Origin of the sequence: Fuerstiella marisgermanici, from assembly GCF_001983935.1 — a bacterium.
GTDB classification, from domain to species: Bacteria; Planctomycetota; Planctomycetia; order Planctomycetales; family Planctomycetaceae; genus Fuerstiella; species Fuerstiella marisgermanici.
The window spans coordinates 5,075,616-5,099,439 of the sequence record NZ_CP017641.1 but is presented as its reverse complement, the minus strand read 5'-3'; the positions used below and the strand labels follow the sequence as shown (position 1 = coordinate 5,099,439).

General features: G+C 56.4%; 12 protein-coding genes and 1 tRNA gene. 7 read left to right on the top strand and 6 right to left on the bottom strand.

What is annotated here, in order from left to right:
* Positions 1 to 100 precede the first annotated feature (100 nt).
* From Fuma_RS19005 to Fuma_RS18975, 7 genes are all read left to right on the top strand, one after another.
* Positions 101 to 1,168 (top strand): HlyD family secretion protein, encoded by a 1,068-nt coding sequence (locus Fuma_RS19005; protein WP_077025517.1) that lies wholly within the window; start codon positions 101 to 103, stop codon positions 1,166 to 1,168.
* Positions 1,169 to 1,170: 2 nt separating this feature from the next.
* Entirely contained in the window at positions 1,171 to 3,354 is a 2,184-nt protein-coding gene (locus tag Fuma_RS19000; protein ID WP_077025516.1) for a hypothetical protein, read from the top strand.
* Between the two features lie 168 nt (positions 3,355 to 3,522).
* Positions 3,523 to 4,116: an RNA polymerase sigma factor gene (locus Fuma_RS18995; RefSeq protein ID WP_083732596.1), complete on the top strand. Its 594-nt coding sequence runs from the start codon at positions 3,523 to 3,525 to the stop codon at positions 4,114 to 4,116.
* A complete protein-coding gene (locus Fuma_RS18990; protein WP_077025515.1) occupies positions 4,094 to 8,881 on the top strand; it encodes a serine/threonine-protein kinase in 4,788 nt (1,595 codons plus the stop codon). Before Fuma_RS18995 ends, Fuma_RS18990 begins: the two co-directional genes overlap by 23 nt.
* Before the next feature lie 567 nt (positions 8,882 to 9,448).
* Positions 9,449 to 10,111, top strand: a complete 663-nt coding sequence (locus tag Fuma_RS18985; protein ID WP_077025514.1) for a transposase — start codon at positions 9,449 to 9,451, stop codon at positions 10,109 to 10,111.
* 199 nt (positions 10,112 to 10,310) lie between these two features.
* Entirely contained in the window at positions 10,311 to 14,867 is a 4,557-nt protein-coding gene (locus tag Fuma_RS18980) for a DNA glycosylase AlkZ-like family protein (RefSeq protein WP_077025513.1), read from the top strand.
* 294 nt (positions 14,868 to 15,161) lie between these two features.
* The gene (locus Fuma_RS18975; protein ID WP_077025512.1) at positions 15,162 to 16,025 is read left to right on the top strand and encodes an alpha/beta hydrolase family protein; all 864 of its coding nucleotides are present in this window, start codon (positions 15,162 to 15,164) and stop codon (positions 16,023 to 16,025) included.
* Positions 16,026 to 16,118: 93 nt separating this feature from the next.
* On the opposite strand, the gene Fuma_RS18970 is transcribed toward Fuma_RS18975, so the two are convergent.
* The 6 genes from Fuma_RS18970 to Fuma_RS18945 form a co-directional block, all read right to left on the bottom strand.
* Positions 16,119 to 17,360: a sialidase family protein gene (locus Fuma_RS18970; protein WP_077025511.1), complete on the bottom strand. Its 1,242-nt coding sequence runs from the start codon at positions 17,358 to 17,360 to the stop codon at positions 16,119 to 16,121.
* 104 nt (positions 17,361 to 17,464) lie between these two features.
* Positions 17,465 to 18,697 carry a DUF6807 domain-containing protein gene (locus Fuma_RS18965; RefSeq protein WP_083732154.1) on the bottom strand — a complete coding sequence of 411 codons (1,233 nt, stop codon included), beginning with the start codon at positions 18,695 to 18,697 and terminating at the stop codon, positions 17,465 to 17,467.
* A complete protein-coding gene (locus Fuma_RS18960) occupies positions 18,694 to 20,013 on the bottom strand; it encodes a Gfo/Idh/MocA family protein (RefSeq protein ID WP_077025509.1) in 1,320 nt (439 codons plus the stop codon). The genes Fuma_RS18965 and Fuma_RS18960 overlap by 4 nt, the downstream gene beginning before the upstream one ends.
* 2 nt (positions 20,014 to 20,015) lie before the next feature.
* Positions 20,016 to 21,479 carry a hypothetical protein gene (locus Fuma_RS18955; RefSeq protein ID WP_077025508.1) on the bottom strand — a complete coding sequence of 488 codons (1,464 nt, stop codon included), beginning with the start codon at positions 21,477 to 21,479 and terminating at the stop codon, positions 20,016 to 20,018.
* 130 nt (positions 21,480 to 21,609) lie between these two features.
* Positions 21,610 to 23,004, bottom strand: a complete 1,395-nt coding sequence (locus Fuma_RS18950; RefSeq protein ID WP_083732153.1) for a DUF1501 domain-containing protein — start codon at positions 23,002 to 23,004, stop codon at positions 21,610 to 21,612.
* 601 nt (positions 23,005 to 23,605) lie between these two features.
* A tRNA-Arg gene (locus tag Fuma_RS18945) sits at positions 23,606 to 23,679 on the bottom strand.
* Between the last annotated feature and the right edge of the window lie 145 nt (positions 23,680 to 23,824).

Sequence of the window (23,824 nt, the reverse complement as noted above, 5' to 3'; positions counted from 1 at the left end):
TCGGGCTCGTGCGCAACAGCCTTCGTCGTCCGAAACGCTTGTTCCGCAGCCACAAGTCAGCGAAATTCGCTGTAAGCTCTTTTTGTTGGCCGTTCTTGCCATGGCAGTCTGCCCTGCCCCCACGCGAGCTCAGCAGGAATCGTCCGAAGTCAAAGCCACGGGCTGCTTCTTGCGTTTGAAGGACGAGGCCAATGTGCCGGCGCTGGAATCCGGGCTGCTGCAGTCGCTGGATGTGGAGCTTGGTGATACGGTGAAAAGTGGTCAACTGCTCGCGACGATGGAACACCGCGAAGCTTTGCTGGCTGTCCAACTTGCCGAAATCGACCACGACATCGCAGCTCGCCGAGACAAAGAATCGGTCGCCGTCGAGATCGCTCAAAGCGCGGTGGATGAAGCGGCTCAGTCATTGAAGCAGGCAAAGATTGATCTGCAAATTTCCAACCGAATTGCCAGCTTCGACACCGCGATTCAGCAGGCTGAAGTGGCCTACAAACTGGCTCGGGAGGAATACGATCGCGCGTTGAAGTCGAAGAATGAGTTTTCCACAAGCGTGTCAGCAATGCAGATGGCGCGGCATCAGTCGGCACTCGACAAAAGCCGACTGGACATCGAACAGGCGAAAAACGACCAGTCGGTTCAAGCGTTGCGCAGCACAGCCAAGTCGGCAACTGTCGATCAGCAGCAGGTCGCTGCCAAACGGCTGAATCTTGAATTGCAGCAGGCGAGTAGTGATCGAGGCATCGGCACACTGACGGCGCAACGCACGAAGACATCGCTGGCCGTGGCGAAAGAACGACTGGATCGCCGCCGCATCCATTCGCCGCTTTCCGGGATCGTAGCGGAACGTTTGAAGAACGAAGGCGAATGGGTGGAAGCGGGGGAGCCCGTTCTGCGAGTCATCCGAATGGACCGTCTGTTGGTTGAAGGCTACGTCAACGCTGACCTGATCGAGATCACGAGTCGCGGACGAGCGGTTCGCGTTGAGGGGACGGCTCGCGGCAGAACCGTTTCGGTCGAAGGACGAATTATTTATGTCAGTCCTGAAATTGATTCCGTCAATCAGGAGGTCCAGGTGAAAGCGGAGATCGAAAATCCGGACCTCGTATTGCGTCCCGGCCAACCAGTGAAAATGGTCGTGCTGCCGGGTGGTGAAGTCGCCGGGCGATAGGTATGAAGCAGGCCATCATCCAATGGCGATTGCGGCGTGACGTGGAAGTTCATCCTGCCGGCGAATCGGACGGGGCGTGGACAATCAAGGATCCCGTCAAGCTGTCGTATTTTCGTGTCGAAGCGGAAGAGCTGGCTTTGTTACAAGTGCTGGACGGCCGAAGGTCGTGGTCTGACGCCATAAACCGACTGTCGGCCGAGTTTCCGGATTCGGAATTCTCAGAACAGAACCTGCAGATGTTTTTGGCAACAGCCATCAAGGCAGGAATTCTTAGCCCGGTCGGCGTCGGCTTTGGCGCACAGATGGCTGTGATGGCTCAACAGGCGAAGTCGTCGGCCGTCTATCGGAAATTCTTTTCCCTGATCAGCCACCGCTTTCGAGGCATCGACCCATCTCGACTGCTAAGAATTCTGGACCAACTTTTTGGCTGGATCTTTCGCCCTGCTGTGCTGCGACTGGCGGCCGGTTTCGTTCTGGTCGCTGCCGTTTTGATTCTCTCTCGCTGGACACAGTTGTGGTCTGAGCTACCTTCTATCAGCCAGCTTGTCACGCCGCAAAATGCAATGATGCTGGGGGTGACGGTGGTGTTTATCAAGATCCTGCACGAAATCGGGCACGGGCTGACGTGTCATCACTATGGCGGCGAATGCCACGAACTCGGCTGCATCGTCGTTGGTTTTTTGCCGCTGCTATACTGCGACGTGTCTGACACATGGCTGCAGCAGAACCGCGTCTATCGGATCTTTGTTTCGGCGGCAGGCATCGCCGTGGAACTGTTTCTTGCCGCAGTGTTCGGTTTGCTGTGGATGGCCAGCGTTCCGGGCACGCTGCACACATTTTTTTTGAATGTGATGTTGGTCAGTTCTTTGAACACGGTGCTGGTGAACGGGAATCCGCTGCTGCGTTATGATGGATACTACGTGCTGTGCGATCTGATCCGCATTCCGAATCTGGGCCTGGAAGCTCGAGCAGCAGCGTATTCCGTATTCGATCGAACGGTTTTAGGTTTACGTCAGCCCATGCAGGCGTCGATGCCGTTTGTTCGTCGGCTGTGGCTGCCTGTGTTTGGAGCCGCCTCAATCGTTTATCGCTTTGTGGTGCTGTTTGCGATTCTGATGGTAATTCACGCGGCGCTGAAGCCGCTGCGGCTTGAAGGTGTGGCGTGGTTTCTGGCGTTGACCATCGGTCTAGGAATGGTGATTTCGATGATGGCATTTGTGCGACAGAGAGTAGCGGCCGTACGACGTAACGGGACCGTTTCTTCGCGAGCGGTCATTGGGCTTGCCGGGCTGAGTGCCGTGCTGGCGGCCATTTTGTTCTGGCCGCTTCCCTATTCCATTGTCGCCCCGTTTACGCTCGCGCCGGGCCAAAGTATGCCCGTTTACGTGGCCGAACCCGGCTACGCCGACGTAAAGGTTGCGGCAGGCGACCAGGTTTCGATGAACGAAACTCTGGCGACGCTGCGTAATCCGGATCTCGAATTATCGATCGTGGATACAGAAGGCGAATTGCGAGTTCGAAAGGCTCAGGTGCGTCACCTAACGGGAACACGTTCTGCATCTGCCATCGCGGCCGCTGCGTTGCCCGCATCAGAGCTGGCCGTCGCCAGCGCACGGGAACGACTGGCGTCGTTACAGCAGAAGTCGCGTCGGCTTGTCTTGAAAAGCCCAGCCGACGGAACCGTGTATCCACCTCGCAGCCGGCGCCGTCCGACCGCGAATCCGCTCGGTCAGACGTTCTGGTCGGGCACGCCACTGGACGCAGCCAACCAGTCTACATGGTTGAACGAACAAACGCTGGTCGCATGGATCGGCACGCAGGAACTTGTCCGAGCTGTCGTGTATGTTCCTCAACAGACAATCGAATTTGTACAGCCTGACCGACTGGTGGACCTGACGTTTCATTCGTTGCCTGGTCAACCCATTTCCGGGGTTGTTCGGAAAGTCAACGATGCTCCGGAAACAGTGGCTCCGGCTGAGCTGGCTGCCAGAAAATTGTTGTTGGTGCAAGGTCCGGAAGGACAGCTGGTCGACACTGTCTTTGCCGCTCACGTGCAACTAAACCGAAAGGACGGTGAGCTGCCGCCGCTGTATTCCACCGGCTATGCCACCATCGAATGTCAGCCCACGTCACTGGCCGCTCGCGCCTGGCGCGTGATTTCGCACACGTTCGCGTTTGAGCTATAGCAGCGGGATGCCGTGCCCGCTTCCTTTGCCAGAATCACGGCGTGATGAATGCCACACCCGCCCCCGCTTCGATCGGAAAAGTAGATAACCGGGATTCTTTCCACAAAACCTGTAACAATTGATCCTGAGCTGTGGGTTACTTGAGGAGGTTTGATTGGGAGGAACGTTTTGCAGGGACCGAAAACACGAGCGACGCTGATCGGCAAGCTACACGACCCGACGTCCGAGGACGCATGGGCTGAGTTCGTACGCCTGTATCAGCCAATCGTGTACCTAGTCGCTCGCAAACGTGGTTTGCAGCACGCCGATGCGGAAGATCTGACTCAGGACGTGCTGGCCACCGTCGGCCGCAAAGTTGCTGATTTCGATTTGAAGCACGGTGGTTCCTTTCGCGGCTGGTTGCTGAAGATCACGCGGGATCTGGTGGTGAATAAGCTCACACGCGGGCCTCGCGAGGTTGGCAGCGGCGACACAAATGTTGGGCAATGGATCAGCCAGCAGCCGGTCCCGGAAGACACACTCACGTTGCTAAGGATCGAGCACCAGCGCTTGATGCTGCAGCAGGCTGCGGACCGTTTGAGACAGACATTCAGCCCGTCAATCTGGGATGCGTTCTGGTTAACGGCCGTGGAATGCCGTTCGATCGCCGACGTTGCACGGCAACTCGGAAAAACCGAAGGAGCTGTTCGCGTGGCACGCTGCCGCGTGCTGGCTCGCCTTAAAAAAGAGGTTCAGGCCGATGATTGCCCGTTCTCATTATGACCGCGATACGTTAACTCGGTTTCTGGACGACGAAGCCGGTGACGCGGCTGAAATGTCATCGCACATCGAAAAGTGTGAAGGCTGCCGATCCACGCTGGAGTCACTGGTCAGCGAAGGGTTGACGATCGAGTTGGCAGGCGAAATGCTGCGTTCCTCAGGCGACGTCAAATGCGCCGGCGACGCCCCCAACGTCCAGGGGAAATCCGCGACCAGCTTTCTGGAGCCGTCGGACCATCCCGATTCGCTGGGTCGGTTTGCTCGCTATGAAATCATGGAAGTGCTCGGTCGCGGCGGCATGGGAATCGTGATGCGAGGCTATGACACGTCTCTCAACCGCCACTCAGCCGTAAAGGTTCTCGCGCCGGAACTGGCCACCAGCGCTGCGGCTCGCAATCGGTTTTCCCGAGAAGCCAGAAGTGCGGCCGCCGTCGTGCATCCTCACGTGGTGCCGATTCAAACCGTCGACGAACATAACGGACTGCCGTACCTTGTCATGCCGGTTGTGGAAGGCCAAAGTGTTGAAGCTCGGGTTCGCGATTCCGGCCCGCTGAAAGTCATTGAAGCTATTCGAATCGCTGCGCAGGTGGCCGAAGGATTAGCGGCGGCTCACGACCAGGGACTCGTTCATCGCGACATCAAACCGGCCAACGTGCTGCTGGAAAATGGCGTCGAACGCGTTCAGATCACCGACTTCGGACTCGCCCGAGCAGCCGACGACGCGTCGATGACTCGTAGCGGCGTGATTGCGGGTACGCCGCAATACATGTCGCCCGAACAGGCTCACGGCGATGCCATCGATCACCGCAGCGATCTGTTCAGTCTGGGCAGCCTGACGTACTTTCTGTTGACGGGCCGTTCGCCATTTCGCGCCGAAACCACGATGGGCGTGCTGAACCGCATCGCCAACGACGAACCGCGTTCGATTCGCAGCATCAATTCGGAAGTTCCCGATTGGCTTGAGCAGATCGTGATGAAGCTACTTTCCAAGTCGCCGGACGATCGGTTTGAGTCGGCCGCAGAAGTCGCCGAACTGTTGCACGGTTGTCTGGCCCATGTGCAGCATCCCGCAAAGACACCGCTGCCGGAGTCCTTAGCGAGCGTATCGCCACGACGCGGCAGTAGTCCGCCGTGGATCAAACTCGTTGCCGCCGCTGCGAGCGCGTTCACGCTGTTGTTCGCTGGCGTGCTGATCGTGCTGGAACTAAACAAGGGCACGCTAACGATCGAGTGCGATGCCGACGACGTGCCGATTCGAATCATGCAGGGTGACAAGGTCGTCGAAGAACTGACGGTTAGGAAAGGGGCAAAGTCCATCGGCATAGCAGCGGGAAACTACGTTGTGGAAATCGATGGTGAGTTTGATGGAGTGCAAGTTGAAAACGGCGAAGTCTCGCTAAGCCGAGGTGCGACGGAAGCCGTGAAGATCACTCAGACACTCAGTCCTCCGAGTAACACTCCCGAGGCTGTTCCGAGTTCAATTCTCGCAACGGGCAAAGTGTTGACCCGGTCGAACGACAGTATTGAGGTATCAATCGGTAGCGATGACGGCGTCCGTGTCGGCGATAGACTAAATGCAAGCAACGCACTTGGTGCCGAAATCCAAGTACTCGGCGTGCATGCAGATAGGTCCGTTGCTCGTGTTATCCGAGAAGAAAAATCGACTCCGATCAAAGTTGGCGCTACGGTCCATCTGACCGGAAGGCCCGCCAGACATGCATGGTGGGGGCGTCTGGAATGGAAAAAACAACATACGCACACTTCCGTGCATGTTGCGATTACGGGGCCGCCAAATACAAAGTTCGACTACAACCACGATGGCGTCCCAGACCGTCCTGATTCCGTAAGAATCTCGGAAAGTTACCCGGACGGTCTCAGCGTGTGGCTGAACCATCCAAAGTACGGTCGGATGATCGCCCATTTGGAGCCTAAGACGGATGTTACACAAACAGAGTGGCTGCAACACCACTCCATTATCGTGCGGCTCACAAGTGAAGATCTCGAACACTGCCACTCAGGCAACGCGGTGACCAAGGTGATTTATCTACCGGAGAATTCCCTGGAAGCGATGTTTGGACCAAACGTCGTGGTTTCAACGAGACTCGATCCAGGCGTTAACCCGCTCGAATTAGCTAAGGATCACGGGATACCACTTTTGGTCGTAACGCTTTCGCTGCCGGAGACCAATACGAATGCGGTGTCCGAAACGCCTGGCTCCGCCAATCCCGTTGTTCCGCAGAAAGTCTCGTCCTCGTCCACTGGCCCATATTTCGCCGGATCCGAACCCAAGCTGCCTCCCTACCTTGACCGCATCCCGGATCAGCCGGATGGTTCCCGTTCGATCTCAGATATCGTTGACGAGTTCAATCGCTCGATGCAGTCTTTCGAGAGCGACTATCCTCAGCTGCCACTCACGGTCGAAGAAGTGCTTTGCTGCTGTCTGTGGAAGCTGCAAACCAAAAACGATCTGACAATCGAGACTCGCAAATTGTTGACCGATGTTGGGATTGGACGCCAGTTGCCGGAGCAGTGGGCGGTCGAAGGAGGCGGTTTTTTTCAGGCGACAGAAGATGGTGGACTAGTAAGTGTTTATCGCGTGCAGCTCGTCAGCCGGAAATCCGACAGCAAGGTCGTCATCCGTGAGCGTTTTCTCGAACCACCGGCGGCGTTCAAGACACCGATGGTGGCGAATTCTGATGAAACGTCGATGCCGCTGGCTGCTGCGATTGCCGAATTCAACGCGATGCATCATTCGATCAACGGAAAACGTCAGCCGCCATTGACGAAGAACGAAGTCCTGGCGGCGATTGTGCATTGGAAGTCGCAGCGCAACGAGGCAGCGGTTGACAATGGAACGTTCGCAAGGTTGCAACGCATCGCACAGACGCACCAAATGTCCGTGGACGCCAGGTTTGAGGTAATTAGCAGTTTTGGAAGTCGTGGCGGCGACACGTTCCGAATTTGGTCCGTACGTTTGGCGATGGCTCAATTGGCTAATCCTGAGGCGGGGTACGCGTTTCCAATCCGAGAACAGTTTGTGTCGGTCAGTTCGGTACATGATTCGATGATCCATTGGGGAAAACCCAACGACGACGGATTGCAGGCGGGAATCCGCTTGATTCCCGGACAACGTGTTTACCAAATAGGGCAGTCAATCAAAACGGAGTTCCTGTACCGCAGTATTTCCGGAAAGCAGATCGACGCGACGCTGTCCAACGTGTTCTCGCATCAGAAGCTCATTGCCAAAGATGCGGAAGGGAACGAATTGGAAGTTGTCGACCCGCGGCACATGACGGTGGGTGGTGCAGTGCAAACAACAATCGGAGAAACGCCGACACGCAAGCAGGGCCAACCACTGCGTCTGAGTGAGATCGCACCGGCTCAGGAACTCAATTTTCGCGACGTCCTGGGAACGGAAACGCACCTCATCGTCAAACCAAAACAGAAGGTGTTCCTGCAATACGAGGTCAGCGATCTGGATCGCAGCTCAATACGCACGGGCAAGTTTGAGATTGAGATTGCGGGTGCGCACGACGAACCGTTGGAAAAAGGGGTGTCCCAAGAGCTAGATCGCAAAGGCGCCAGATTCGTGCAAGTTGAGATTTCGGGGCCGACGAATACTAAGTTCGTCTACGAAAGCAATGGCACCCTGGATAATACTTGTCGACTAATTATAGACTCAGAAAGCCACCCGGATGGTGTGAGTGTATCGCTGAAACATCCAGAGTACGGTCGAATCGTCGCGCATTTTGAGCCCCAGGCAAACGCAGCAGCCGCCGGGTGGGTGCAACACAATACGATTCCAGTGCTGCTGACAGATGCGGATCTGAAGCACTGTCAGTCAGGCAATGTAGTCACCAAGGTTATCAATTTCCCGCACGATTCGCGAAGCCCCGTTTCTGCAATGCAGATCCTACTGCACACCCAACATGACCCACTCGACAAAGCCAAACGTCACGGGACACCAATGATGGTTGTGACGTTGTCTAAGTTGATGTCGGATGAAGAAGCAGCGTCAAATGAATCCTCAGCACTCCCCATACTGGCACCTTACCTTGACGGCATCCCAATTGACACGGATGCTTTCCGTGCTACCTCAAACATTAATGACGAAGAGCTTTTATCGCACCACTTCGAATCGCCTGAAGCGCTAATGGCCTACTACGCTGACTGTCAGTTTCGCGATGACGTCACAGGGTGCTTGGACTGTTATTCGGATAGCGTGATTGAGCAGTTCGCGGCAAGCTATCTGCTCACAGCAACGGGGTTGCAGCAGATGTATCGGAGGCTTGACCCAAATCCGAAGGGAGCCTACCAGCGAAAACAAATCGCCCAGCAGCGCGAGCGAGCAGAACGGCTTGACGCACTGTTGAAACGTTCGATGATTGAGGCCCCATCTACCATCGCGAAGGCAGCACTGTACCAGGCCGCCGGTAGCATTCGCGAAGAGGTGACAGGCGGAGAGTCACGCGAACCCACTCAAAACGAACTGATGCTCGCGGCCACCGCACCTTCCCTGCTGAAAAACCCACGTCAGTTTGTGCTCGAGTTTTCGCACCTTAGTGACGATGTTGACGACGGACAACTGACCGAAAAGGTACGGAATGATTACAAGATCAAATCAGATACCAACGGCACCTGGTCGATCAAGTCCAGTGACAACAGCCGCATGGAACTCAGAAAGTTCAAAGGACGATGGTGGATCGATGACCTTTGGCCGGAGGTAGCGGAGAAAAGCGATGCACCGTCCACCGGGGCGGACAAATGAGGCACGCTTCACGCTGTGGCAGATTGCTGTCCGTCAACAATTACTGGCTCGCTGGGACGTCGACAGCTAAAGGCTCGCCGCATGTGTTGCTTGTGCAGATGAGGATGCCGAAGGCGTCGGAGTGAATAGCGGGAGTTGCCGGAGACGGCTTGCACGACTCGAAGAGTCGTGGCACATTGTGGCCCGACGCTCCGAGTCGGGGGCTTGTCAAGTTGTGGTTGATTCTTGATGGTAGGGTTGTTTTGTGTCGTGCGGGTTGTTGTAACTGCTCAAGTTCACGAGTCGGAGACTCGTGCCACACTGTGGCGTGACGCTCCGAGTCGGGGACTTGTCGGGCAGCGGATAATTCTTGATGGTGGGGTTGTCTTGTATAGTGCGGGTTGTTGTAACTGCTCGAGTTTACGAGTCGGAGACTCGTGCCACACTGTGGCGTGACGCTTCGAGTCGGGGACTTGTCGGGCAGCGGATAATTCTTGATGGTAGGATTGTTTTGTGTCGTGCGGGTTGTTGTAACTGCTCAAGTTCACGAGTCGGAGACTCGTGCCGCGCTTTTCAGAAAGCTTAACGATGCCTGAGCCGCGAAAGTTTGGTGCGTTTGACAGGGATGCGGATCTGGAGGTTCGGCAGCGGGATTTGCCGCGCTGGTTTCAGGCAGGTGTGGCGATCTTCATCACCTTTCGCACCATTGATTCGATGCCACGCGATGTCGTATCGGGCTGGCATGCCGACATCAAACGTTGGCTGAAGGAAAATGGCATTCAGTGTGACTCTGAACGTCTTCCCGAAGCAAACGCTCTGCCCATGCGTTTGCGAAATGAGTACTCGAAGGTTCGCGATCGTGGTTGGCAGGAACGCCTCGATGAATGTCATGGGGAATGTGTCTTGAAGCGGACGGAGTGTGCGAAGATCGTGGCCGATGCACTTCGCCACTTCGATGGTGATCGGTACGACCTGGCGAGTTTCATTGTGATGCCCAATCACGTGCATTTGATTGCTCAATTCCGCCGTGGATTTTCGCTCTCCAGGCAATCGGAAAGCTGGTTGCGTTTTTCGGCGACAAGGATCAATCGGCTGTCGAATCGCGCGGGAGCATTCTGGCAGGCCGAACCGTTTGATCACTTAATTCGATCTGAAGCCCAGTTTTGGTACTTGATGAACTACATCCGTGACAACCCCGGCAACGCGGGTGTCAAAATGGACGACATCGCCTACTACAACGTGTTCGAATAGTGTGGCCCGAGTCTCCGACTCGGCAACTACGCGTTTGCGGTGACTGTTCACGAGTCGAAGACTCGGGCCACACTTTGTGACTTTCCATGGCTATGCCGGTTGATGGCTGCAGGTTGTTCGTTTGCTCCGGTGGAGCCTCTGCGGTCGCTTGCGCTGGGAACGGACTTGCCACGAAGGGTTCGCTCGCTAAAACAGGAGCATGTCAACTGCTTCTGCCCCATCTTCGCTCGGCCGATTCCACTCCTGCACTCAGGACTGGTTCCGCCAGGCGTTTTCTGAGCCAACGCGCGTTCAGAACGAAGCGTGGCCGTCGATTGCGGACGGCGAAAACACGCTGTTGCTGGCTCCCACGGGCTCCGGAAAGACGCTGGCCGCATTTCTGGCAGCGATCGATCGGCTGTTTTTTGATGCGGTCGAATCGACAACTGAAGCCGCGCCGCGCGGCGTTCAGGTTCTTTACCTTTCGCCGTTGAAGGCGCTGGGTGTGGACATTGACCGCAATTTGCGAGCTCCCCTGGCTGGCTTGCGGGCCTATGCTGAACGGCATGAGGTGGCTCATCATCTTCCAACCGTCGCCGTGCGATCCGGCGACACGACTCAGCGTGAGCGGGCTGCGATCGTCAGGAATCCGCCCGACATTCTGATCACGACGCCCGAGTCGCTGTACCTGATGCTGACGTCGAAAGCGGACGCCGTGCTGGCAAATGTCCAGACCGTCATTATCGATGAGATCCACGCCATGGCGGGCACCAAGCGCGGTACTCATCTGTTTTCGACTCTGGAACGCCTTGAGCGGTTGCGTCGGAAGGCAGTCGAGACCTGCGGCCCACTTCAGCGGATCGGGTTGTCGGCGACGCAGCGTCCGCTGGAGGAAATCGCGAGACTACTGGGCGGTGGTGAGGCGACTGCTGATCCCGGTGTGGCAGTGAAACCGCGCCCTGTCAACATTATCGACGCGTCAGAGAAACGCCGCTTCTCGCTGACGATTGAAACTCCGGCGGAGGACCTTCAACCGATTGCCGTGCCGCCGGACGAAGACGGCATTCTGATCGGTCCGGCGTCGTCTGAACCGGCGGTTCCCTCTGTTTGGCCATCCATTCATCCGCGATTGGTCGAACTCATTCGGCAAAACCGATCGACGATGATCTTTGTGAACAGTCGACGATTGGCCGAACGATTGGCGTCAGCGATTAACGAGATCGCCGAAGAGGAAATCGCGTTGGCTCACCACGGGTCCATTGCGAAAGACATTCGAGCTGAAATTGAGGACCGCCTTAAACGCGGCACGTTGCCGGCGATGGTGGCGACGTCGTCGATGGAACTTGGCATCGATATGGGAGCCGTCGATTTGGTCATCCAGATTGAAGCTCCTCCATCGATTGCGTCGGGCACGCAGCGAATCGGTCGAGCGGGCCATCAGGTCGGCGCGGTGTCGACGGGGATCATCTTTCCTAAATACCGAGGCGACCTTGTGGCCTGCAGCGCGGCGACGGGAGCGATGCTGGATGGCTGGGTCGAAGAAACGAAGTATCCGCGAAATCCGCTGGACGTGTTGGCTCAGCAGATTGTCGCCATGACCTGCCGCGAAGCGATTCACGTGGACGAAGTGTTCGCAACGCTGCGATCGGCCGCGCCGTTCTTTGAACTGCCGCATTCATCGTTCGTCAGCATTCTGGATTTGTTGTCGGGCCGCTATCCGTCAGACGAATTCTCCGAACTGCGACCGCGTATCAACTGGGACCGCATCACCGGAATGATCTCGCCGCGCAAGGGGGCTCAACGCCTGGCGATTTTAAATGGCGGTACAATTCCCGATCGCGGTTTGTATGGCGTGTTCCTTGTCGGCAACGACGGCGAATCGGGCGGGCGGGTTGGCGAGCTGGATGAAGAGATGGTTTTCGAATGTCGCCCCGGCGATGTGTTTCTGCTGGGGGCTTCGTCGTGGCGTGTGATGGATATTACTCGCGATCGAGTCATGGTGGTCCCTGCGCCGGGCGAACCCGGGCGTATGCCTTTTTGGCGAGGCGACGGACCGGGGCGACCGTTGGAGTTTGGCCGTGCGATCGGTCAGTTGTCTCGCGAATTGCTGGCAGAATCGCCGAAAGATGCAACCGCTCGACTCACCAGCGAACATGGCTTGCAGGATTCGGCGGCCGTATCGCTGCTGGAATATTTGCAGGAGCAGGTGGAGGCCATCGGCGAAATTCCGTCGGACCGTACGATTGTGATCGAAAGTTTTCTGGACGAAGTCGGTGACTGGCGAATCGTGATTCTGTCGCCGTATGGTGCTCGTGTTCACGCGCCGTGGGCGATGCTGGTGGCGGCGCGGTTGCGGAATGAAACTCAGGACGAAGTCGACCTGATGTGGACGGACGACGGGATCGTGTTTCGTATTCCGGAAGCATGCGATGTACCGTCGGCGGATGTGTTCTTTCCGGAACCGGACGACGTCGAAGAGGAACTGGTTCGTGAAATCGGCGGCACGGCGATGTTTGCCGCCAAGTTCCGTGAAAATGCGGCGCGGTCGCTGTTGTTGCCGCGCCGCAGTCCCAACCGACGGACTCCGTTGTGGCTGCAGCGACGCAAGGCGAACGATCTTCTGAAAGTTGCGTCACGGTTTCGCAACTTTCCAATTCTGATGGAAACGTATCGCGAATGTCTTAGAGACGTTTTCGATATGCCCGGCTTTATTTCGCTGCTGCGTGACGTGAAGTCGCGGGCTGTGCGAGTTCAGTCTGTTCGCAGTGAGCACCCGTCGCCGTTTGCCGGAGCGGTGCTTTTTAACTACGTCGGCAACTTCATTTATGACGGCGACGCTCCGCTGGCTGAACGGCGAGCTCAAACACTGGCGTTGGATCACAGCCAGTTGCGCGAACTACTGGGGACGATCGACTTTCGCGAATTGTTCGACCCGGAAATTGTGGCGGACGTTGAAGCGGAGTTGCAGCGACTGAATGGCTGGAAGTTGCGGCATGCGGATGACCTTCATGGATTGCTGCTGGACTTGGGCGCGTTGTCGTTGGACGAAATCGGGCAGCGTTGCACCGAAGAAGACATGGCGGCGGGGCATGTGAACGAATGGCTCAATCAGCTGTTGAAGCACCGAAGGGCGTTTGAGTTTTCGGCCGCATCAGCCGACGCAAATCGTTTCGCCGCAGCTGAAGACGCGGGTCGCTTGCGTGATGCGTTGGGCATCATGCCTCCTTCTGGTCTGGCTGATGCCTTTCTGGAACCGGTTCAGGAAGCGCTCACCGATCTGGTGTCACAGTACGCTCGCACGCACGCGCCGTTTTCGGCCGCGGAAGTGGCGCAGCGGCTGGGATTGGGGGTTGCTCCGGTGCTGTCAGCGTTGACTCAGTTGGTCGAACGTGAGCGCATTGTTGAGGGCGAATTTCGGCCCGGTCGCAGCGGGCAGGAATGGTGTGACTCGAACGTGCTGCGGATGTTGAAACGCCGCAGCCTTGCCGCGCTTCGCAAAGAGGTGGAGCCGGTTGAACCAGATGCATTGGCTCGTTTTCTACCGGACTGGCACGGCATCACCAGGCCAAGACGCGGTCTGGATGGGCTGCTGGATGTGGTCGAACAACTGCAGGGAGCACCACTACCAGCATCGACTTTGGAAAACGAAATTCTGCCCGCGAGAGTGCAGGGGTTTCGCACGGCGGACCTTGATGAACTATGCGTTCAACGCGAAATTATTTGGCGAGGCTTCGACAGCACAGGCAGCAGCGATGGCCGGATCGGGCTGTTTCTGGTGGATCATTACAGAACGCTCGCCCCGTTTTCGCAGACCGTTGAGGGCGACACTGCTGAGAGCATTCGAGTGTTGTTGCGAGATCGGGGCGGATTGTTTTTTGAGCAGATTACTGAAGCTGTTCGCGAGTTCCCGAATGATCTGTTGCAGGTTCTGTGGCAGATGGTGTGGGCTGGTGAACTGACAAACGACACGCTCACGCCGCTGCGTTCGTTGCGAGCTTCCGCGTCCGGCAATAAACGCAGCGAACGACGACACATGCGTGGTTTCCGGTCACGACGGCAAAATCGGCTACAAGGTTCAGAAGGGCGTTGGACGCTGCTGCCAACGGTCGAATTGTCACCGCAACCTTCAGAGACGCCAGCACCGACGACGACCGAACGTCAAATGGCGATCGCCGCTCAGTTAGTGGAACGGCACGGTGTGCTCACGAAAGAAATGTTGGCTCGCGAAGAAGTGGCGGGCGGATTTGCCGGTTTGTATCCCGTCTTGAAGGCGATGGAAGAAGCGGGCAAAGTGCGTCGCGGATACTTCGTCGCCGGTTTAGGGGCCGCTCAGTTCGCGTCGCCAGGAGCCGAAGATCAACTGCGTTCGTATCGATCAAAGGAAGGCGATCCAAAGTCGGTCGTGTTGGCGGCGACCGACCCGGCCAGCCCATGGGGCAACGCTTTGTCGTGGCCCGAAACGTCCGAATCATCGCGTCCTCAGCGAGTGGCCGGAGCAAAAGTCATTGTGCTGGACGGACGGCTGATCGGGTATCTGAGTCGCACGCGCGGGCAGTTGATTTCGTTCTGCACGATCGACGACTCTCAGCGCGAAGCCGATGCTGAATTCCTGGCCAAAGCTGTCGCTGATATTGCGAAGCCCGGAAAGTCGTTGTTGCTGACTAAGATCGACGGCAAATCTCCGTCGGCTTCACCATTATCGGCGCCACTGCTGGCGGCTGGTTTTGCGGCAACTTCCAAAGGGTATCTACACAAAGGCATCCGCGTCGACGCCTGAAAAAGATACCTTCACCGTGGCTCAACGAACTGGCGCAAGGTGTTTGGTGGGCAGCTGATTGAACGGGCGACGCCACCAGTCGTAGATTGCTCAGTTGCTGGGTATCAATCCGGAGGCTCGTGTGTGAAGGAATTCGCGGTTCTCGCTTGGGCGCAACTGTCGCTCGCTGTTGCGTTAAATCGTCAGCCCGGCGGCATCGTGAGATGCATAGCTTACCGGCCACTGTATAATCTGACGCCAGACAAAGTTGTCGATTGACGGTTACCCACCATCTAAACCCGAAGGGATAGTATCATGCTGCGTTCGCTGGCTTTGGCAATCATTGGCTTGTCGTTGTTCCCGACTTCCCAGGTCGCGGCTGAAGACATTCGTATCGTTCCGGATGTCGTCTACGGTCACAAATTCGGTCTGGCCACCACGTTTGATGTGTTTGCGCCGACCGAAGAAGCCAACGGTGCAGCGGTGTTGTTTATGGTGAGCGGTGGGTGGTACTCCCGTTGGTCGCCTCCGGAACAGTTGCAGCACAGGATGAAACCGCTGACGGACAAAGGGTTCACCGTATTTGCCGTTCGTCACGGCAGCAGTCCAAAATTTTCGATTTCAGAAGCTGTCGCAGATGTCCGCCGCAGTGTGCGGTTCATTCGCCTGAATGCGGAACGATTTAAAATTGATCCCGATCGCATCGGCGTGTTTGGTATGAGTGCAGGCGGCCACTTGTCTTTGATGCTCGGAACGGCGTCAGACGACGGGGACCCCAAAGCGAAAGACCCCGTGCTGAAAGTCAGTGATCGAGTCCAGGCTGTGGTCGCCTATGTGGCTCCGACGGACCTGCGAGTTGCGGCGAAGGATGCTCCGGATCGCCTTCCGGCTTACGAACGTTTTCCAGCGTTGGACATTGATCAGAAAACGGCTGAGCCGGATTCTCCGCTGCTGCACGTCACGTCGGACGACGCCCCAACGCTGCTGCTGGCCGGTGCGAAAGATGATCTTGTGCCAATCTTTCACAGCCGCAATATTCAAAAGGCTTTTGAGGAAGCTAAGGTGACCAGCAAGCTGATTGAGTTTCCGGAAGCTGGTCACGGGTTCGGCGGCGAAGATGCGCAGAAGGCAACCGAAGCGATGGTGGACTGGTTTGTAAAACACTTGGCTGCCGAGTGAGCGCAATTAGTCTTATCCTGACCAATCGTCTCGCGCAGTGGTTGCATTCAGTCCGGCTGACAATTCAACGAATGCGCCATGCGAGACGCTGGGTTACCACAGAGGCAATTTATTGGCACGCGACCAGCGAATTCTGGCCAGCAGGACGTCGCCTTTGTAGCCGTTGCGAGGCATCCATTCTCCGACCGTTACCCACGATTCTTCCGGGCTGACGTTGGTCACGTTGAAGTTTCCCATCAACGCGACCTTGTCAGGATCGTTCACGCCGTCGCCTACAACTGGTAGCACAATCTTTTCGGTTTCCTTGATCAGCTGACGTGTTTTCGGATCGACTTTTGCGACCCATAGTGGCGACCGCCAGCGAATGACGTTCGCATTGGATTTATCTTTGCGAGTGTAAACCAGAAACAGGCCGTCGCTGTGAGTCAGCCAGTGTTGTTGAGTACTCGACATATCCAGCGGTGTTCCGTCCTGCCAGGTCCACGGCTTTTTTTCACCCCAGTTCAGTCCATCGTCACTAACACTCACGTAGCCACGATCGTCTTCGGCACGCATCGTCATCCAAAATTTGCCGTCGAATTGCGTCACGCTGGGTTCCAGCAGACCGCGGCCTTTGGCATTGTGGATCGGCGGGCCGACATCCTGAATCCGCATTTCGCTGCCATCGAATCCTGCGCGGACTCCGGCCACCATGCGGTTGGTTTCTTCTGGCCCGAACGTGAACGACATCTGCACCGTTCCGTCCGGAAGGACCACGCGTTGTCCGCAGTTGTTGGTGTAGATGTGAGCGCCACGAGGGTCATCCCATTCCAAAATCTTTCGTTCTGACCATGTTCCGTCTTTGCTGCGAATTGAATAGACGGGGTAGCGGGCGAGCTGTTCTTTTCGGGCAAAGTAGGCTCCCTTGTAGAACACCACGTGCCCCATCGCGATTACGGATTCAGTTTGTGGATGATACTGAGGCGTCACATCGCAAACGCCGGCCGTCAGACTATCATCCCGTCCCGCGACCGGGTCTCTGCCAAACGCAGCGATCGGTTGTGGGTCACTCCACGTCTTGCCCAGGTCGTGAGATTCTGACCAGTGAACGGGACCAAAGTAGTCTGATCCACCGATCTCCTGCAGATTCATCAGCACCACATTCTGCCCGTCCCCGCGCGGCAGGACACACGCTCGCGGATGGAACCACGTCTTGCCCTCTCCGCTGCGATTACTCCACAGCGTCTCTTTGGAGATTGAAACGATCTGCAGATCGGCCGACTTTTCGTCAGCGAAAACGACGGCCGTAAATGAAAGCGTCCAGGCCAACGCGACAAGATGACAGAGACGATGCATGATTGATTCCTAAACGCAGATTGGCGGGACTGAGCGCTGAGTTTCTATCGTGATTCCCAGACGATCAGCTTTGGGGAAGGTGCGTTGCGACACGAATTTGAGCGTCACAGGCCGGACTTCGCGACCTGAACTTTGGGCGATTGCGAATACTGGTGCCACAGTCGGTCGGCCGTCGGCGCGCTGAGTTCTCCATCGTGGACGTAGAACCTGTAGCGTGAGATGTACGGCGTGCCTGGTTCGATTGTGAATGATTCAAGCGACGCCGGTGTGAAACAGAAATAGGGCATCGTCGGATGTAGACGAACGGGCTGAGGAAATCGGAAGTTATCTTTGTGATCCATGATCAGCGTCCCGGTTGTTTGACCGGCAAGTGGGCCGAAGAGATCAGCCCAGCGAGGGCGTGTCTGGTTTCCGTCCGCCTTTGATTTGCCTTCACTGGTTAGGTAATCAAAGTTGCCGTGTTCATGCCAGTCGGCGTGTCCGCGAATCGTCATTCCTCCGTAGTGGATCTTGTTGATCGAAACTGGCTGTGCGGAGGCACAAGTTTGCGTTGACGTAATGTCGAACTTAAAAGCGTCGTCGAAGGCGTATACGCGTACGGCCCATGTTTCGTCGAGCACGGGCGTCGGTCCATCGGGGGCGGTCATGTCTACGTGACGCAACCGAGCCTTGAAATAGCCAAACACCGGGCCGCCGCCGAATGCTTCCAGCTGTGCGTGTTCTACTTTCCCTAACTCGGCCTGTTGGTCCCAGCCGTTAGTCTCCCGACCATCAAAGGTCATCTTTCTCCACGCCAGCATGATCCCGTGCTGGTGCGCGTGATCAGGATTGAAATCGTCTGTGACGATCTGTCCGGAGGGATTGTACAGCGGGTGAATATAGCCGCTGCGAGCGTAGTAGGGATGCTTTGCATCACGTGACGGTACGGTGGCATGGTTGTAGCGAAACACTGGCTTGTCACCGACCTTCACCAGCAGATGCTTCCCGTCTTTGGTGACGGAAACCTGCTTCGGCTGTGAAGGTTTACCGGCGGCCGTCAGGTGATATCGGCGAACTGTGTTTGCATCCAGTTTGCCTCGCATGATCCAAACGAGTTTCGGTTCACCGCTATGACGGTCGACCTGAACAGAAACGCTTTTGCCCGTATCAATTTGCGTGAGCTCAAAATGATTTTCATTCGCCAGTGCCGCTGGCAACGCGGCTTCCACAACGACATTCTCGTAAGCGCTATCGCCTGCCGACACTTCCAGAGTGACCTCGTCGGCGGCATGTGCCGTTGGAATCAAGAGCAAGGCAAGCACAAGGCTTAGGAGAAGTCGTGTTGTGAGTGTTATCATAGTGTCCAACCTTTGCGGTACTCGCGGCTCAGATAGCGGTCGACCTGCTTTGTGTTGGTTGCCATCATTCGTTTGGAATCCCACTCGATTCGGCCTCCAATTCGGTAAGCGATGTTTCCTAAGAGAACGGTTTCCGTCAGCGGCCCGGCGTAGTCGAAGTGGCACAACGCATGACCGTTTCCTTTGCACGCTTCGAACCATTCACGACGGTGGCAACCGATTGATTCGGCGATCGCGGGTTCCGGTGGCTTGAATTCGCTGAAGCGTTCTTCCGGCAACAGTGTGCGTTTGTTGTAGTCCGCCATCAGCATGCCGTCGTCGCCGACAAACAAAACGCCAACGTCTGCTGCGGGGACGCCGAGATCCGTGACCTGCTTTGGACAGCCGCGCCCGTGGTGCCAGACAATTTCGACCGGCGGCATTGCCTGTCGTTTGGGGAACTCCCAATGGCATTCAAGCCAGAACGGCGTCGAATCCGGATGAACGGCGGGCCCCACCGTTTCGACGGCGGTCGGGTGCGATAGATTGAGCGACCAATAAACCAGATCCAGATAATGACAGGCCATGTTGCCGAGCGTTCCGTTTCCGAAATCCCACCAATAATGCCAGTCGTGTGGATGATAAACCGGATGGAAGTTCTGCATCCCCGCCGGACCGACCCACAGATCCCAGTTAAGGTTTTCAGGGACAGCAGTCTTTTCAGTTGGCCGATCAACCAGATGCTTGTACCGTCTCCAGCCGCCGGGACGGCCGAACCAAATGTGAACTTTCCTTACCGGGCCGATCGCACCGGACTGCACCAGTTCAACGACGCGGCGATAGTTCGTCCCCGCGTGATTTTGCGTTCCCATCTGGCTGACAACGTTCTGCTCTGTTGCAACCCGCTGCATCTCGCGCACTTCGTGAATCGAATGTGCAAGCGGCTTTTCGCAGTAACAGTGTATGCCGGATTTCATCGCCGCGATCGCGATCGTCGCGTGAGAATGGTTGGGCGTGGTGACAACGACCGCGTCGATTTCCTTGCTCATTTTGTCGAGCATCAGGCGGAAATCGGCAAACCGTCTGGCCTTGGGGAACCTGGGGCCAAACATTGCCGTTCGATCATCGTCAACGTCGCACAGTGCAACGATGTTCTGGCTCTTCACCAGCCCCAGATTGGCTTTCCCCTGGTTTCCGAGTCCAACGCAGGCGATGTTCAGTTTCTCGTTTGGGGAGGTACTGAGTGCCGTCGCCGTGTTCCCGGAAACGCAAACTCCAGCACCAATCAACGCCGCATTGCGGAGCAGTTCTCGGCGGCTTAATGAATGTGTCGTCATGGTTATTTTGCCACCTCATCAAGTAGTTTTAGCAATGTTTCGCGTATCTTCGGCTCAGCGTCGACCTCCAGATAACTCGATTTGGCTCGCCACGTTTCATAGCCGCCCAATGCGTGGTGCTCGACTGTTGGCAGGTAGCCGTTGTAACCGTTGGCCAACTCAATGGTGAAGGTCGGCTTCAATGGACTCAGCTTCTTGATCGCCAATCCGGTTTCGACAAACGTTTCGCACGGACTACTGACGATTCCGAGTTCACCAATGCGAATCGCCTGCAGCTTCATTTGAACTGTGGCAGGGTATTTCGCCATATCCATCGTCTCGTTGGCATAGATCAAACTTCGGTCCGTCCAGGGGCCTGGTCCGGCTTCCTTAATCAGCATTGTAGCGCGAGCCAATTCCGCCTCGTCTGGTCGGCGAACGCCAAGTTCGATCTCGGTCTCGCGCATTTTCAATGGGACCCAGTCCTGGTATTCGATTCGCTGATACGCCACATGTGCTGAGGCGGCTACGTCTTCGGCCACTCGCCGAATCTGTTCGAAGGGTGGGTGACGAATTCGTCCTTCAAAAAAATTGGTGTTGTTGATATTACCGCTCGTCCCATTGGTCATCGCGGCGACGAAGGCGGGTTTGGATTTGTCCGCATCGATCAGTTTCGCGAACTGTCGGGCGAACTCACCAAAGTAATCCGCCGACAACGACTTCGATGGCACACCACCAACGTAGTGAAGTGAGTAGTTCGCCCACAATGCGATTGGGCGACCGCCGACTGCCTGAACAGCGAGGATTGGGATTTCCGGGTCGACCGGGCCCGACGGCTGCAGCAACATCTTGCTGTTCGGCGGCGGGTTCATCCTGACCGTATCTGTGCCGTTGCCGAAGGGATCTACAATTGGTGTTCCGGAACGCAGAAACCAGCGGCGATTGAATACCTGTTTCGGGTTGTTTCCGATTGCCCAGCCGACTTTCGCCGGTTCCAGTTGCGAGTGGGCTTTCACAATGCTGTCGGCAATTCGCTGGGTGAGAAAGTCGAGGTAGTCTTCCTGGACGAGGCTTTGGAACGTCGGTGCCGCCGAGACAGCCGTGTGAGTGTGCGTGGCGGAACACAGGATGTGGTCGGTGGGAATGCCGGTCGATTTCGAGGCCAGTTGCTTCGCGGCGTCGTAAATTTCGCGCGGAATCATGCAACTGTCGCAAGTGACCAGTGCGATCTTCGTGTCACCGTTATCCAGCACAAGACAGCGAGCGTGCAGCGGATCGTGAGCTTTGTCCGCTGTCCGGTGCGTCATGCTCCCGGACGAACTTACAGGAAATTTCGTGGGCGTAATATCCATCGCATACGCACCCGCCCGCAGTACGTGCTTCGGCGGATCAGCGGCCGCGAGTTCACCGGTTAGAAGATAAGGTAAGGCACCGAGTGCCAGTGCAAGTAGCAGTCCGAACTGACAAGGCGAATTCAGGCGTTTCATTGTTTGTGGTTCGTGTACAAATGGAAGGTGGGAGCAATTGAGGAATTCGGAGCATTAGGCTGCGGGATGATGGCGGCAGACCATAGCGAAATGATTCTGCTTTTGGGCAGTCTTTCCGGCCGTCACCTGATCAAATGACTTCGGCAATTGGAGTGCCGTTGTCCAGCATGGGAACCGGACGGCCGGAATAGTCGTTGAAGCTAATGTGGCGGTAATCGATACCCAGCACGTGGTAAATCGTGGCCAGCACATCGTCGGGGCGTTGAGGACTGCTGATGGGATGTTCGGCTTTGCTGCTGGTTGCTCCGACCGCCTGCCCCATTCGCAAACCACCGCCCGCCATGACGACGCTCATCGCACTGCCCCAGTGATCTCGACCAGGAATCGGAATACCGGCCTGGCCTGAGTTCAGCCGTGGAGTGCGCCCGAATTCTCCCATGATCACAACCAGCACGTCATCCAGCAGATTGCGTTCTGCCAAATCTGTCATCAGGCCATCGACTGCCATGTCCAGATACGGCAAACGAGTTTCCATCCCGACCTTGATGCGGGAATGAGTATCCCAGTGAGGCATATCGACGGTGACGAATCGGACGCCTGATTCCACCATTCGTCGAGCCATCAACGTGTAGTGTCCCCATGGTCCGCGACCGTAGCGATCTCGAGTCGCGGCGGATTCCTGATCAATGTCAAACGCCTTGCGAGCTGATCCTTTTAATAACATGTCAACGGCTTTTTGTTGAAAGCCATCCATCGATGCCATCATCCCGGACTGATCGATTGCGCGATCAATCCCGTCCAGCGATTTGAGTAGACTCATACGCGTATTCGAACGCGATGCTTCGCCGGACATACTTTCCAGAAACGGTGGATTCTGAATCGGCGCTTTGTAAACGGCCGACATGTACTTCTGCTTCATGTTGACCTGAAACGGGTCGTAGCCAGGTCCCAGATACGCTGAGCCCATGTAGCCCGGATATCTGTAGATTGCGTGCGCCGCGGGCAGCCCCACGTAATTCGGCATTCCCGGTTGAGTCGCTGGTTTTAGTTTTGCGACACACGAACCAACCGATGGCGATGTTGACTGCTTGTTTGCTGCCGTTGCTCCGAATCGTCCTGTCAGCATCCAGTGGCCAGCGGCGAAGTGATCTCCGGTGTCGTGGTGGACAGAACGCAGCACGCACATTTTGTCGGCGTGCTTCGCGTGCAGCGGCAACATTGAAGAAAAGTTGATGCCGGGAACGTTCGTCTGCAGGTCGCCCCACGGGCCTCGATATTCGCTCGGAGCATCGGGCTTGGGATCATAGGTTTCCAGTTGGCTGGGCCCGCCATCCAGCCACAGCAGAATCACCGACTTGCCATTGTCCGGCGTTCCGGCTTCGGCATGAAGGCGTTGCACACTCGGCATCGACAACCCAAATGCGCCTAGCGCACCGGCTCGCAACATGGTCCGACGCTGCACGCCCTGGCAGTTGGCGAGCGATCGGGAACTGCGTTCGGGATTGAAACAGGAAATGGCAAGCACGAACGCATCCCCAGCGAGTTCTTAAGTTGAAAGTTCACACAACGAAACCGTGGTCACCAATCTGAACCATTGAACAGGGGAATGCAAGTGTGTTGGCTTCAAAGCGGCCTTGCGACAGCAACCGCCATTCGAGTGACTATCACTTGAACTGCACTGGCCCGTCGTCGTCCCGCATTCCTGTGCCGAGGTTGGATCCCCTCGATTATCAACTGCCCGCTTCAACCAACACTGTTCACCAGATGCCTGCAGAGGTTGAGCACTCATATACGTTCAGCCCGGTAGCGACTCTTGAATGGCGATCAATACCCCGCGTGCATCAAACGACCCATGGCAGCGGATTGGCACTGGGCGGTGAATTTGTGGGCAGTGCTCAAACTGCTAAACGGCACGCCGTTCGCAGATTGAACTCTGGCGAATCGCGGCGCTGCCCACCGGCATTCAGCTTAGGACGCGGCCAGCGAAAATCGGCGAAAGCGGAAAGTCTCCAACCGTCTTGCCGCATAAGCACGGGAACGATGCTGGGAAATAAAAAAAGCTCCTCAACTGGTTGTTGAGGAGCTTCGTAAGCTCAAAGCTTTGATCGAATTACTTTAGAACCAAGTACACCTGATAGGATTCGAACCTATAACCTCCGGATTCGTAGTCCGGTGCTCTATCCAGTTGAGCTACAGGTGCTTGTTGTGCTTGCTTTTTCACTGTTGAATTCCGGCGAAATGACGCAGGACGTTCAAAGCTGGCTGGCGACGCACTCACTCAGCCGGTTGTATCGGCTTTCGTGTCCGACGAACCATACAAAGAAATTTGTATTTTTCTACGTCGG